This window comes from Actinomadura logoneensis (assembly GCF_003428695.1).
Taxonomy (GTDB): domain Bacteria; phylum Actinomycetota; class Actinomycetes; order Streptosporangiales; family Streptosporangiaceae; genus Spirillospora; species Spirillospora logoneensis.
On sequence record NZ_QURH01000158.1, the window covers coordinates 1 to 13,020 of the forward strand.

15 protein-coding genes are annotated in these 13,020 nt (G+C 73.2%); 4 read left to right on the forward strand and 11 right to left on the reverse strand.

The window, feature by feature from the left end; translation table 11 throughout:
* Positions 1–428: 428 nt before the first annotated feature.
* On the forward strand, positions 429–1,925 hold the full coding sequence (locus DZF91_RS08240) for an alpha/beta hydrolase (protein ID WP_158587881.1): 1,497 nt from the start codon (positions 429–431) through the stop codon (positions 1,923–1,925).
* A 143-nt stretch (positions 1,926–2,068) separates the two neighbouring features.
* On the opposite strand, the gene DZF91_RS08245 is transcribed toward DZF91_RS08240, so the two are convergent.
* Together DZF91_RS08245 and glnA are read right to left on the reverse strand one after the other, a co-directional pair.
* Positions 2,069–2,515, reverse strand: a complete 447-nt coding sequence (locus DZF91_RS08245; protein ID WP_235834156.1) for an OsmC family protein — start codon at positions 2,513–2,515, stop codon at positions 2,069–2,071.
* A 136-nt stretch (positions 2,516–2,651) separates the two neighbouring features.
* Positions 2,652–4,076 carry a type I glutamate--ammonia ligase gene (glnA, locus tag DZF91_RS08250; RefSeq protein ID WP_117356890.1) on the reverse strand — a complete coding sequence of 475 codons (1,425 nt, stop codon included), beginning with the start codon at positions 4,074–4,076 and terminating at the stop codon, positions 2,652–2,654.
* A 283-nt stretch (positions 4,077–4,359) separates the two neighbouring features.
* Here glnA and DZF91_RS08255 point away from each other — a divergent pair, with 283 nt between their 5' ends.
* Positions 4,360–4,845 carry an RDD family protein gene (locus tag DZF91_RS08255; RefSeq protein WP_117356891.1) on the forward strand — a complete coding sequence of 162 codons (486 nt, stop codon included), beginning with the start codon at positions 4,360–4,362 and terminating at the stop codon, positions 4,843–4,845.
* A 225-nt stretch (positions 4,846–5,070) separates the two neighbouring features.
* On the opposite strand, the gene DZF91_RS08260 is transcribed toward DZF91_RS08255, so the two are convergent.
* Positions 5,071–5,766, reverse strand: coding sequence for a DUF4191 domain-containing protein (locus DZF91_RS08260; RefSeq protein ID WP_117356892.1), 696 nt, complete (start codon positions 5,764–5,766; stop codon positions 5,071–5,073).
* 23 nt (positions 5,767–5,789) lie between these two features.
* Positions 5,790–6,719, reverse strand: a complete 930-nt coding sequence (gene lipA, locus DZF91_RS08265) for a lipoyl synthase (RefSeq protein ID WP_117356901.1) — start codon at positions 6,717–6,719, stop codon at positions 5,790–5,792.
* A gap of 257 nt (positions 6,720–6,976) precedes the next feature.
* On the opposite strand from lipA, the gene DZF91_RS08270 reads away from it, so the two are divergent.
* Positions 6,977–7,444, forward strand: a complete 468-nt coding sequence (locus DZF91_RS08270) for a DUF1877 family protein (protein WP_235834157.1) — start codon at positions 6,977–6,979, stop codon at positions 7,442–7,444.
* Between the two features lie 73 nt (positions 7,445–7,517).
* On the opposite strand, the gene lipB is transcribed toward DZF91_RS08270, so the two are convergent.
* The 3 genes from lipB to DZF91_RS08285 all read right to left on the reverse strand — a co-directional run bounded on the left by lipB (position 7,518) and on the right by DZF91_RS08285 (position 10,008).
* The gene (lipB, locus tag DZF91_RS08275; RefSeq protein ID WP_407920897.1) at positions 7,518–8,186 is read right to left on the reverse strand and encodes a lipoyl(octanoyl) transferase LipB; all 669 of its coding nucleotides are present in this window, start codon (positions 8,184–8,186) and stop codon (positions 7,518–7,520) included.
* 141 nt (positions 8,187–8,327) lie between these two features.
* A complete protein-coding gene (locus DZF91_RS08280; protein ID WP_117356894.1) occupies positions 8,328–9,065 on the reverse strand; it encodes a Type 1 glutamine amidotransferase-like domain-containing protein in 738 nt (245 codons plus the stop codon).
* A gap of 28 nt (positions 9,066–9,093) precedes the next feature.
* Positions 9,094–10,008 carry a TIGR01777 family oxidoreductase gene (locus tag DZF91_RS08285; protein WP_117356895.1) on the reverse strand — a complete coding sequence of 305 codons (915 nt, stop codon included), beginning with the start codon at positions 10,006–10,008 and terminating at the stop codon, positions 9,094–9,096.
* A 52-nt stretch (positions 10,009–10,060) separates the two neighbouring features.
* Between DZF91_RS08285 and DZF91_RS08290 the strand changes: the two genes are divergently transcribed.
* Positions 10,061–10,381 (forward strand): hypothetical protein, encoded by a 321-nt coding sequence (locus tag DZF91_RS08290; protein WP_117356896.1) that lies wholly within the window; start codon positions 10,061–10,063, stop codon positions 10,379–10,381.
* Positions 10,382–10,449: 68 nt separating this feature from the next.
* On the opposite strand, the gene DZF91_RS08295 is transcribed toward DZF91_RS08290, so the two are convergent.
* The 4 genes from DZF91_RS08295 to DZF91_RS08310 form a co-directional block, all read right to left on the reverse strand.
* Entirely contained in the window at positions 10,450–11,232 is a 783-nt protein-coding gene (locus tag DZF91_RS08295; protein WP_117356897.1) for a hypothetical protein, read from the reverse strand.
* A complete protein-coding gene (locus DZF91_RS08300) occupies positions 11,229–11,564 on the reverse strand; it encodes a PadR family transcriptional regulator (RefSeq protein WP_117356898.1) in 336 nt (111 codons plus the stop codon). Before DZF91_RS08300 ends, DZF91_RS08295 begins: the two co-directional genes overlap by 4 nt.
* Positions 11,564–12,052 carry a hypothetical protein gene (locus DZF91_RS08305; protein WP_117356899.1) on the reverse strand — a complete coding sequence of 163 codons (489 nt, stop codon included), beginning with the start codon at positions 12,050–12,052 and terminating at the stop codon, positions 11,564–11,566. The genes DZF91_RS08300 and DZF91_RS08305 overlap by 1 nt, the downstream gene beginning before the upstream one ends.
* A 150-nt stretch (positions 12,053–12,202) precedes the next feature.
* Positions 12,203–13,020, reverse strand: an 818-nt coding sequence (locus tag DZF91_RS08310) for a 2-oxo acid dehydrogenase subunit E2 (protein WP_199486496.1), incomplete at its 5' end; no start/stop codon positions are given.

A 13,020-nucleotide genomic window follows, 5' to 3' on the forward strand; every position in this document is an offset into this window, starting at 1 on the left:
CGGGGCGGGCGCCGAGCCCTGCCGGGGGAGGGGGACGCGGCCGGCCGGGGGGGCGCTCTCCTCGGCCTGGCCGCGGGGAGCTGCTGGGGCGGTTTGGGCCATGCTACCTATCTTTGCCGCGCGGCCACCCGGTTGAGATCACCGCGACGAATGGTCTTCATCTCAGACTTGAGTAGTACGCCTTGGCGGGGAAATCCGGACTTCAGGGTGAGGAGCCCCGGGACCGAAGACGGCGCGAACTCGACGTGATCGGGAGTCAGCATAGGAGCCCAGGGGTAGGTCACGGATCGCCCCCCGCGGAATCGCTGGGGGGACGAATGTTGCAAATGGTGCCTGTGAGGCATGTCGGGGTGGCAATCGCCCTCACTCTGGCCGTATCCGGACCGTCCGCATGTGGAGAAGGGGACAGCGCCCACGCGCCGGTCGGCATGGTCTCGGGTCCTCCTCCCGGATCACCGTCACTCACCCCAGCGACCTACCCGCCCCTGCCCACTTCGATCACGGGCCAGCGTCCCTCCTGGGGGCCGTGCACCGCGCTGCCCACGAACCCGCCGGTCACCACCGGGCAGAACGGCGTCCCGCAGTGCGCGAAGATCAAGGCGCCGCTCGACTACGCCCGACCGGGCGGCCGGACCGTCGACCTGGCCCTGCTCCGCTTCCCCGCCACCGACCCCGCCCACCGCATCGGCTCCCTGCTGTTCAACTTCGGCGGCCCCGGCGCGGCGGGCACCACCACGCTCGCCCAGACCGCCGGGCAGTTCCAGGGCCTCGCCAAGCGGTACGACCTGGTCGGCTTCGACCCGCGCGGCGTCGGCCAGAGCACCGCCGTGAACTGCCTGGACGACCGTGCCCTCGACGGCTACCTCGCGCTCGACGGCTCGCCGGACGACCCGGCCGAGGAGAAGGCCCTCAGCCAGGCGGACGCTGCCTTCGCGCGCGCCTGCGCCGACCACTCCGGCGGGATCCTGCCCTACGTCGGGACGGTCTCCGCCGCGCGCGACATGGACGTCATCCGGACCGTCCTCGGCGACGCGCGGCTGCACTACTTCGGCCTGTCCTACGGCACCCAGCTCGGCGCGAACAACGCCCACCAGTTCCCCGGCCAGGTCGGACGCGTCGTCCTCGACGGCGCCGTCGACACCAAGATCAAGTCCACGGACCTCGCGCTCCAGCAGGCCGCCGCCTTCCAGCGCGCGCTGGGGAGGTTCGCCGCCTACTGCGCGGGGCTGGGCCCGACCCTGTGCCCGATGGGACGGAACAGGGACGCGGTCCTCACCTGGATCCGCACCTTCGTGGACGGTCTGGACGGCCGTCCGCTCCCCGGCGGGCCGCAGGGCCGCCGGCTCACCCAGTCCCTCGGCGAGCTCGGCGTCGCCGCCGCCCTCTACGACCAGGTCAGCTGGAAGATCCTGGTGCGCGCCCTCGCCGACGCGGCGAAGGGCGACGGCAGCCTGCTGCTCGCGCTCGCCGACTCCCAGACCGGCCGCGACGAGAACGGCCACTACTCCAACTTCCTCGCCGCCGAAACCGCCATCGGCTGCGCCGACACCACCGAGCGGCCGACGCCCGCGGACGTCCGCCGGGAACTGCCGCGGTTCCGCAACGCCTCGGCGGTCTTCGGTCCCTCCCTCGCGTGGAGCCTGCTCTCCTGCGACGGCTGGAGCTACCGGGGGAGCGACGCCGGCAGGGAGGTCTCCGCGCCGTCCGCCGCGCCGATCCTGGTGGTCGGCAACGAGGGCGACCCCGCCACCCCGTACGCCTGGGCCCCCGCGCTGACCAGGGAGATCGGCGGCAAGGCGGTGCTGCTCAGCCTCAAGGGGCAGGGGCACACGTCCTACCTCAGCGGCGACCGCTGCGTCGTGGACGCCGTGAACCGCTACCTCCTGGACGGCGTGGTCCCCAAGAACGGGAAGCGCTGCCCCTGACACCCGCGACGGGCGCCCCGTCCGTCGGCTCACCCGCCCCTGAACGCGGCGACGCCCCTGAACGCGGCGGCGCCCCTGAACGCGGCGACGCCCATGGACGTGGGCATACCCCGCCGTCCATGGGCGTCCCTCATCCCGGGTGGCTATTCGACCGGGACGACCTGCTCCACGGTCATCCGCTCCTTGAGCGCGTTGCCGACCGTGCAGTACCTCTCGTGCACCCGCGCGGCGACGGACCGCAGCACGTCGGCGGCCTCCTCGTCCCCCTCGGGCAACTCCACGTCGTACGTCACCGTGATCGTGCCCAGCCTGCTGGTCTCGACCTTCTCCGCCGTCACGTCCGCGGCCAGCCTCGCCATCCGGTGCCCGCGCTTGGCGGTCAGCGGCTCGACGGTGACCAGCTCGCATCCGGCCAGCGCCGCCAGGAGCAGCTCGACCGGCGTGAACACCCCGTCCTGATCGCCGGTCCCGATCGCCACCGACGCGCCACGCGCGTTCGTCCCGACGAACCCGCCGTCCGCCGTCCGCTCGACCCGCACCTCGGCCATGGCGCTCTCCTTGATCGTCTCGCCGTTCGTCGATCCCAACACGGAGCGCCTCCGAGAAGTTCCCGGAGGCGCTCCGTGAGGACAAACTATGACGGACCAGGCAAGCTCCCGTGTCCGGGGTCGGGCGTGGACCGGCGCGCACCGGTCCCGCGCCGGCCCGCACCGGCGGCGGCGTCGGTCAGACGTCGTAGTACAGCTCGAACTCGTGCGGGTGCGGACGGAGCCGGATCGGGTCGATCTCGTGCTCGTACTTCATCGCGACGTAGGTCTCGATGAGGTCCGGGGTGAAGACGCCGCCCTCCAGCAGGTAGTCGTGGTCGGCCTCCAGCGCGGCCAGGACGGCCTCCAGCGAGCCCGGCACCTGCGGGATCGCGCGCGCCTCCTCCGGCGGGAGCTCGTAGAGGTCCTTGTCCACCGGCTCGGCGGGCTCGATCTTGTTCTTGATGCCGTCCAGGCCCGCCATGAGCATCGCGGCGAACGCCAGGTACGGGTTGCAGGACGGGTCGGGCACGCGGAACTCGACCCGCTTGGCCTTCGGGTTCGAGCCGGTGATCGGGATGCGGATGCACGCCGACCGGTTGCGCTGCGAGTACACCAGGTTCACCGGCGCCTCGAAGCCCGGCACCAGCCGGTGGTAGGAGTTCACCGTCGGGTTGGTGAACGCCAGCAGGGACGGCGCGTGCCGCAGCAGCCCGCCGATGTAGTGCCGCGCGTCGTCCGACAGGCCCGCGTAGCCCACCTCGTCGTAGAACAGCGGCGAGCCGTCCTTCCACAGCGACTGGTGGCAGTGCATGCCCGAGCCGTTGTCGCCGAACAGCGGCTTCGGCATGAACGTGACCGTCTTGCCCGCCGCCCGCGCGACGTTCTTCACGATGTACTTGTAGAGCATCAGGTTGTCGGCCGTCCGCAGCAGCGTGTCGAAGCGGAAGTCGATCTCCGCCTGGCCCGCCGTCCCGACCTCGTGGTGCTGCATCTCGACGTGGATGCCCGACCCCAGCAGCTGCTCGACCATCTCCGACCGCAGGTCGGTGTAGTGGTCCATCGGCGGGACGGGGAAGTAGCCGCCCTTGTACGGGGGCTTGGCGCCCAGGTTCCCCGCCGGCTCCTCGCGGCCGGTGTTCCACGCGCCCTCGACCGAGTCGAGGTAGTAGTAGCCCGCGTTCGCCCGGGTCTCGAACCGGACGTCGTCGAAGATGTAGAACTCGGCCTCGGGGCCGAAGTAGCAGGTGTCGGCGACGCCGGTGCCGCGCAGGTAGTCCTGCGCCTTCTTCGCCACGTTCCGCGGGTCGCGGCTGTACGGCTCGCCCGTGAGGGGGTCGTGCACGAAGAAGTTGAGGATCAGCGTCTTGTGCTGCCGGAACGGGTCGAGCACCGCGGTGCCCGGGTCCGGGAGCAGGAGCATGTCCGACTCGTGGATCTCCTGGAAGCCGCGCACCGACGAGCCGTCGAACATCAGCCCCTCGGTGAAGACGCCCTCACCGAAGCTCTCCACCGGGAAGGTGAAGTGCTGCATCTTGCCGGGAAGGTCCACGAACCGGCAGTCCACGAAGCGGACGCCCTCGCGGTCGATGTATTCCAGGACCTCTTTGGCGCTGTTGAACATCCAGCCTCCTTGGGGGTGTTCTCGGCTTCGGGAAGGGTCTCAGAGGGCCGTTTCCCGGCCGTGTCCCATGTGTTTCGGCTGTGTTACGGGTCACTGGGTGATGTCCGTCACGTCCGGCATCCCTACCCGCCCGCGCCCGTCCTGACGCCTCCGCGGCCCCGCTCCGCGTCCGCGCGGTCTCGCTCCGCATCGGCGAGGTCTCGCTCCGCATCGGCGCGGACCCGCCCGCCGGCCGGTGCCGACCCGCATCCCGGCGGCTCCGGGGACCGGATAGCGTAGAGCCATGGCAAGCGGTAAGCAGCGGGAGTCCACCGGCCCCAGGTGGACGCAGACGTGGCTCGGCGGCGCGGCGTCCGCCGGGGTCGACCTCGGCACGCCCGGGGGACGGCTGGGGCTGCCCAAGGAGGGCCCCGGCTCGGTCGCGACGTACGGCCGGCGGATCACCGCCCTGCTGCTGGACCTGGTCGTCGGCGCGTTCGTCGGCGCGCTGTTCGCCACGGCGCTGCACTGGAGCCCCGCGACCCGCTCGCTGGCCAACACCGCCGTGTTCGCGGTCATGGTGTGGCTGCTGACCGCCACGCTCGGAACGACCATCGGCAAGAAGCTGGTGGGGCTGCGCGTCGTCCGGCTGGACGGCCGTCCGATCGGCTTCGGCTGGGCCCTCGCCCGCACGCTCCTGCTGCTCCTGGTCGTCCCCGCGCTGATCTGGGACCGCGACCACCGCGGCCTCCACGACCGCGCCGCCAACACCATCGTCGTCCGCGCGTAGTCGTGCGGCCACCACGACCGCGCCGGCAACGTCATCGTCGTCCGCGCGTAGTCCTGTTCCAGTCCCGGCCCCCTTCGCCCGCCTCAAGGCTCGACCCGGAAAACGCAACGGAACAGAGAACGTAGAAAACGGGAGGGCTCCCCCAGGTGGGGGAGCCCTCCCGTTCGGTGTTTCCGGGGACCGGGCCGCCGGGGCGGCCGTGGAAGGTCAGCGCGTCTTCGAGGGTCAGCGCGTCTTCGGCTTCGGGCCGCGCGGCATGCGGGCGCCCTTGGGCATCGGGCCCTTCGGCATCTGCATCGCGCGCGGGAGCGCGGCCAGACGGCTGTTCACGTCGTTGACCTGCGCCTTGGTCAGGTTGCGGGGCAGCTTCATCAGGTGCCGCTGGAGCTTGTCCACCGGGATCTGGCCCTCTTCGTCGCCGACCTGGATGTCATAGATCGGGACGGACGGCACGGCGCGCGAGATGCGCTTCTTCTCGGCGCCGAGGAGCTGGCCGACGCGGCTGCGCGGGCCCTCCGAGACGATCACGACGCCGGGGCGGCCGACCGCCCGGTGCACCATGTCCAGGTTGCGGTTGCCGGACACGGCCTCGGTGACCGTCCAGCCGCCGCGCACGTTCTTCAGCACCGCCGCGGCGGCGCCCGGCTGCCCGGCGAGCACCGAGTACTGGGCGCGCTGCGCGAGCTGGCCGAACACGACCATGCCGACCGCGACCGCCGCCAGGATGCCCAGCGGGACGAAGAACCACAGGCTGCCGACGATCCACCCGATGGCGACGACGACGACCAGGGCCCCGAGCGCGGAGGCGAACACGATCGGGAGGGCCTTGGGGTTCGCCTGGTGGAGCACCTGGGCGACCATGCGGATCTGCTTGAGGCGGCCCGGACGCTCCTGGGCCCCGTCCGTGGGCTTCTTCGACATGTTCCTAAGGATAATGGTCGCCGTCAGCGCTCTCGCGCCTCGACGGCCTGCTTGTACAGTCGCCCGGCCCGGTAGCTGGACCGGACGAGCGGGCCGGACATGACCCCGGCGAACCCGATCTCCTCCGCCTCGGCGGACAGCTCGACGAACTCCTCGGGCTTCACCCAGCGCTCGACCGGGTGGTGCCGCGGCGACGGGCGCAGGTACTGGGTGATCGTGACCAGCTCGCAGCCCGCCTCGTGCAGGTCGCGCAGCGCCTCGGACACCTCCTCGCGGGTCTCGCCCATGCCGAGGATGAGGTTCGACTTGGTGACCAGGCCGTCCTCGCGGGCCCGGGTGATGACCTCCAGCGACCGCTCGTACCGGAACCCGGGGCGGATCCGCTTGAAGATCCGCGGGACGGTCTCCACGTTGTGCGCCAGCACCTCGGGCCGGGACGAGAACACCTCGGCGAGCTGGCCGGGGTCGGCGTTGAAGTCGGGGATCAGCAGCTCGACACCGCAGCCGGGCACGGCCGCGTGGATCTGCCGGACGGTCTCGGCGTACAGCCAGGCCCCGCCGTCCTCCAGGTCGTCGCGGGCGACGCCGGTGACGGTCGCGTACCGCAGGCCCATCGCGGCCACCGACTCGGCGACCCGGCGCGGCTCGTCCCGGTCGAACTCGGCGGGCTTGCCGGTGTCGATCTGGCAGAAGTCGCAGCGCCGCGTGCACTGGTCGCCGCCGATGAGGAAGGTGGCCTCGCGGTCCTCCCAGCACTCGAAGATGTTGGGACAGCCCGCCTCCTGGCAGACCGTGTGCAGACCCTCGGACTTCACCAGCTGGGTCAGCTCGCGGTACTGCGGGCCCATCTTCAGCCGGGTCTTGATCCAGTCCGGCTTGCGCTCGATGGGGGTCTGGCTGTTCCGTACCTCGATGCGGAGGAGCTTGCGCCCCTCGGGAGTCGCCGTCGTCACCCCCACAGGGTACGTCCCGATCTCCGGCGCACGCACCTCGGCCACCCCCGCCCCGGTCCCCACTGCGCCCGGCCCGGGTCCCCACTGCGCCCTCGCCCCGGCCCCCGCGGCGCTCGCGGCCCGTCCCGGGCGGATTCCCGCGTTTCCCCCCTGCGTACCTGTCGATCTCTTAGGGTGACTGCCTGTTGTCGCACGAATCGCAAGTGGAGAGTAGGACCGCCGTGGGTCTCGCGTTGTCGTATCTGAGGGTGCCGCCCGTGGTCGAGGGGGAGAGCGACCCCGCGCGGATGGCGGCCATGCTGTTCGGCGGACGGGACCTCCGGACGGACGCCCGGGACGGCCGCGTCCTCGACCTCGGCGGCGACTGGCAGGTGCTGCACTGGGCGCTGACCGGCGACGCCTGGGACGGGCGGCAGCCCGAGGCGGACGTGGTGTGCGGGGGCCGGCTGCTCACCGAGGACGGCGCGGACGCGTCCGGCGCGGATGTGATCTACCTGGCGCCGGAGCGGGTCAAGGCCGCCGCCGCGCACCTCGACTCCACCGGGTTCGCGTCCCTGCCCGGACGGCTGGACGCGGCGGAGATGCGCGCGGCGGGCGTCCAGGGCGCGGACGTCCCGGCCCCGGAGGCCCGGCTGCGTCCCGCCTACGCCCGCCTCGCGGAGTTCTTCCGGGCGGCGGCGGGCGAGGGCCAGGCCGTCTTCAAGGTCCTCCGCAGCGGATCCTGACCGGCGCGTCCCACGGTCCGGTCCGCGCCGAACAGCCGATCGGCCGGGGCGGCCGGGTGCGGAGGACGGTGGGTCAGGCGGCGAGCTGGGCGGTGGTGCGGTGCAGGACGGCGTCCGCGCCGAGCAGGGCGCCCAGGTGCCGTTCGACCAGCGGGACGACCTCGGCGACGGTGACCGGGCGGCCGAGCTCGGCGCTGAGGCTGGTGGAGCCCACGTCCCGCAGGCCGCACGGGACGATCCGGTCGAACCACGACAGGTCGCAGTCGCAGTTGAGCATGAAGCCGTGCATGGTGACGCCCCGCGACACCCGGATCCCGATGGAGCCGATCTTGCGGTCCGGGGCGCCGGGGACCCACAGGCCGCTGCGGCCCTCGACGGTGGTCGTGGCCAGGCCGAGCTCGGCGCAGACGTCCATCATCATGCGCTCCAGCAGCCGGACGTAGGCGACCACGTCCACCGGGTCGGGCAGCCGCAGGATCGGGTACCCGGTCAGCTGCCCCGGCCCGTGCCAGGTGATCTTGCCGCCGCGGTCCACCTCGACGACGGGCGCGCCCGGGTCGCCGAACGGCCGGTCCAGCGGCTCGGTGCGCTTGCCCGCCGTGTACACCGGCAGGTGCTCCAGCAGCAGGACGGTGTCGCCGATCTCGTCGTCGGCGCGGCGCGCGTGGGTGCGGCGCTGGAGCTCCCAGCCCGCCTCGTACTCCACGGCGGCGGCGCCGAACCCGGCGTGCACGACGGTCAGCGCGTCGATGTCGAAGGCGGGGAGGGACGGCGCCGCCGGAGCGTCCGGGCGGTCGTCGGCGGGGCGGGGCTCGGCGGGACGGCCCGTGCCCTGAGCCGTGCCGCGTACGTCAACATCGCTCACGTCCGTCAGCCTATGCCCCTACTCGCGGGTCAGGAGCCGGGGAGTGATCCGGGTCTCCTTGACCCGGCCCGGGCCGTCCGCGTCGACCCGGTACGCGCCCTTGCCCTCGGTGAATGTGACGGCCTGGACGAACTCGGTTCCGACGTAGTGCAGGGCGGTGTCCTCGTCGGCCGCGTACCCGCCGGGCAGGTCGCCCTCGCCGACCAGCCGCTGAAGGAGCGGGCGGCGCTGCGGCTCGCTGTCGTAGTGAACCCCGCAGGAGTAGGGGAGCAGGCCGAGCCCGCCGGAGAAACCGCGCAGCTCCGGGCCGAACGAGTCGGTGTTGCCGCCCATGTGCCAGCACAGCGCCCCGGCGCTCGTCCCGGACAGCACCACGCCCTCGTGCCACGCCTCGCGCATGATGTCGCCGAGGCCGTGCACCTGCCACAGCGCCATGAGGTTCGCGACGCTGCCGCCGCCGACGTAGATCAGATCCTGGGAGAGCAGGTGCTCGCGCATGTCGGCGACGTTCGGCATGGGGAACAGCGCCAGATGGCTGACCTCGGCGTCCAGCTCGGTGAACGCGGAGTAGTACCGGGCGATGGTCTCGGCGGAGTCGCCCATCGCGGTGGCCAGGAAGCACAGCCGCGGGCGGTCCTGCCCGGTGAGGTCGCAGGCGTAGCGGAGCAGCGGGCTCGGGGAGACGCCCTGCCGGGCGTTCCGGATGAAGCTTCCGCCGCCGATAGCGAGGATGTGCGGCTGGCCGTCCGTGCTCATCTGCTGGCCCCTCCCGGTGGACGCGGCGTCAACGATCACCGTACGGCCCGAGATCGCCGCCACGCGCCTCTTTGAAGATTCTTGGCATGGCCGCGCCCAGTTCGGGGTCGCCGTACCGGAAGCCCGCTCCGGCCAGCCGCCGCGGGACGACCCGCTGCCCCGGCAGGATCGCCTCCCGCGCGAACCCCGGCAGCGCCGCACGCAGCGCGAACGCCGGGACGGGCAGGGGCGTGGGCCGGTGCAGCGCCTGTCCGAGCAGCCGGGTGAACTCGGCGTTGGTCACGGGGTTGGGCGCGGTCAGGTTCACCGGCCCGGACAGGTCGCCGTCGATGAGCAGGCGCAGCGCGGCGACCTCGTCGTCGAGGGAGATCCAGCTCCAGTACTGGCGGCCCGAGCCGAGCCGCCCGCCGAGGCCCAGCCGGTACAGCGGAAGCAGCTTGCCCAGCAGTCCACCGCCCGCGCCGAGGACGTGGCCGGTGCGCGCGATCGCCACCCGCGCGCCCGCGTCGGAGGCGGGCGACGCCGCGGCCTCCCAGGCCCGGACGACCTCGGCGAGGAACCCGGCGCCGCTCGGCGCGTCCTCGTCCACCTCGCGGTCGCCGGTGTCGCCGTAGAAGCCGATCGCGGACCCCGAGACCAGCACGGGGACGCCCGCCTCGGCGACGGCCCGCGCGATCGTCGCGGTGCCCTGCACGCGGCTCAGCAGGATCGTCCGGCGGTACCGCGGCGTCCACGGCCGGTCGCCGATGCCCGCGCCCGCCAGGTGGACGACCGCGTCGACGCCCCCGAGGTCCAGCGGCCCGCCGGACGGCTCCCAGCGCCGTTCGTCCGGCCCGGACGGCTCGCGCCGCACCAGCCGGACCACCTCGTGCCCGTCGTCCGCCAGCGAGCGGACGAGGGCCGAGCCGACGAATCCCGAAGCGCCCGTCACCGCGACCTTCATGGGTTCACCCTAGGTCCCGCGCCTTCACAGGAGGGGCGGTAGCCTCCGGGGCATGGCAAAGATCCCCACCGCGGCCGTGGCCGCCACCGGTCTCGTCGGCGGTTACGCCGCCGCCCGCTTCACCCGCCGCCGCCCGCTCGGCGGCGCCGTCCTCGCCGCGGCGGGGGCGTACTGCGCGCGCGAGTGGAACAAGACTTCGGGCCCCAAGGGCGCGGCGGCCCTGCTGACCGTCTACCTGGCGGGCTTCGGCGGCTCGCACCCGCTGGCCAAGAAGATCGGCGCGTGGCCGTCGGTGCTGAGCGTCGCGGCCCTGTCGGCCGGCTCGGCGTACGTCCTGTCCGACCGGTCCGGCCGTTCCAGCGACCAGAACTGACCTCCCGCAAGCGTCGTCAGGGGCGGTAGCGGACCGCCCCGCCCCGTTCGCCGCGGACGGGGCGGGGCTCAGACGTCGTCGGGGTGGCAGGAAGCGCGCGCGTACTCCGCGCGCTTCCTGCGGAGGGCGGCGAAGGCGGCGGCACCGCCCAGGACCAGGCCCACGGGCAGCCCGAACAGCAGGCCCCTGACCGTGCTCCCGCCTCCACCGGTGGTGAACGCCACGGCGAGGAGCACCCCGGCGAGGACGAGGGACGCGGCGAGGACGGCCACCGGCGCCCACACCGCGCGCGTGAGGTAGAGGCTGCGCGCGGGCCGTCCGGGCGGGTCCTCGAGTTCGGCGGCGGGCCCGGCGACGGCGGCGAGCGGCCGCTTGGAGTACGCCAGGAACAGCCAGTGCCCGCAGGGCTCCCAGCCCTCCGGGGCGAGGGCCGCGGCGTGCCGCGCCCGCTCCCGGCGGCCCACGACGTCCCGCCGGTACTCCCACCGCAGGGGGGACACCGGGTCGCGGCGGCTGACGAAGCGGCCGAGGTGGTCGACCCGCTCGATCTCCCAGCCCTGCGCCCCGAACCGGTTCATCATCTCCTGGTCGACCGACGCGTTCGCCGTCCAGACCCAGCGCTCGGCGTCCGCCGCCGGGGCCGGCCCCGCGCCGACCCCCGCCCGTGCCTGCGCCGCCGCCTCGGCGAACTCGGCCGCGAACTCGGCGGCCGGGCCGAACTCGTCCTCGGGGGCCGCGCCGGACTCGGCGGCGTATCCGGACAGCTCGGCCACCAGGGGGCCGATCCGGTCCTCGGCGACCCCGAGGCCGCGCAGCCGGTCCGCCAGCTCGGTGAAGTAGCCCTCGTTCACTTCCCGCCTCCGGTGATCAGCGCGCGGACGGCCTCATGGAAGTCCAGCCAGGACGCGCCCTGCTCGGTGAGGGCCGCCCGGCCGGCGTCCGTCAGGCGGTAGTAGCGGCGTCCGGGGCCGCGTTCGGTCGCCCGGTACTCGGCCTCCACCAGGGCGGCCTCCTCCAGCCGGTTCAGGACCGGGTAGAGCGTGCCGCCCTTGATCTGCCCCAGGCCCGCCCCGTCCAGGGCCTTGGCGAGCTCGTAGCCGTAGCTCTCGCCGTGCCGCAGGCAGGCCAGGACGGCCAGGTCGAGCACGCCCTTGAGCCAGTTCGCGCGCCGGTCGGCGGCCATCAGCGGCCTCCTTCCGAGGCGGAGCCGTTTCCGGACGCGGCGGGGCGGGCGGCGGCGACAAGGGTGAGGGCGACGCAGAGGACGAAGGCGCCGAGCCCCGCCAGGACGCCCGAGGCGGTCTCGGACGCGTCGCCGCCCCCGCCCGCCGCGTAGACGGCTCCGGAGACCGCGAGGAAGGCCAGGCCCGCGATCGGGGCGCGGAGGGCGGCGTGCCGGACGGTCCGCCGCAGCCGCTCGTCGGCGGCGTGCCGCACCACGCGGTAGAGGGTGACCAGCGCCGCCAGCGTCCCGCTGCCGACGATCACGGCGGCGACCGGCCCGTGGAACAGAGTGGCGCCGAGGCAGATCCACAGCCCCAGCAGCGGAAGCAGCACCGCGTTGCCGATCCCGTTCGCACCGCCGCCCGCGGCGCTGCCCGCGCCACTCCGCCCGCCGTTCGGGTCGGTGCCTTCGCGTGGTGAACGGTCTCCGTCGGACGGTCGCGCCATGGTCGCTCCTCAGAAGGTCGTTGTCGCCACCTAGACCATAAGGCGACCTAGTTAGTGTCGCAACCTATATAGGGCAGTCGGGCTCCAGGAACGGCGAAACCCGCCGCCCCGGAAGGGGTCGGCGGGTTTCGACGGAGTGGAGGCGGAGCGTCAGAGGCCGAGCTCGGCCTCGAAGTTGCCCTCCTCCAGGCGGTGCTTGACGGTGCCCAGGAAGCGGGCCGCGTCCGCGCCGTCGATGAGGCGGTGGTCGTAGGTCAGCGCCAGGTAGGCGATCGACCGGACGGCGATGACCTCGCCCAGCTCGGGGTCGTCGATGACGGCCGGGCGCTTGACGACCGCGCCGGTGCCGAGCATGCCGACCTGCGGCTGGTTCAGGATCGGGGTGTCGAACAGCGCGCCCCGGCTGCCGGTGTTGGTCAGCGTGAACGTGCCGCCGGACAGCTCGTCCGGGCTCACCCGGTTGGTGCGGGTGCGGTCGGCGAGGTCGGCGATCCGCTGCGCGAGGCCGCCCAGGTTGAGCTGGCCCGCGTTGTGGATGACCGGGACCATCAGGCCGCGCTCCGGGACGTCCACGGCGAAGCCGAGGTTCTCCACCTCGTGGTAGGTGACCTCGTCGCCGTTGATGACCGCGTTCAGCTTCGGGTGCTGCTTGAGCGCCTCGACGGCGGCCAGCGCGAAGAACGGCATGAAGGTCAGCTTCACGCCCTCGCGGGCCTCGAAGTCGGCCCTGGCGCGCTCGCGCAGCCGCGCGACCTTGGTGACGTCGACCTCGACGACCGTGGTGAGCTGCGCCGAGACCTGGAGCGACTCGACCATGCGGCGGGCGATGGTCTGCCGGATCCGGGACATCTTCTCGGTCTTGCCGCGCAGCGCGAGCTGCTCGGCGGGTGCGGCGAACGACACCGGGGCCGGGGCCGCCGGACGGGCCTGGCCGGACGGCGCGGCGGCGGGCGCGGCCTGGCCGGACG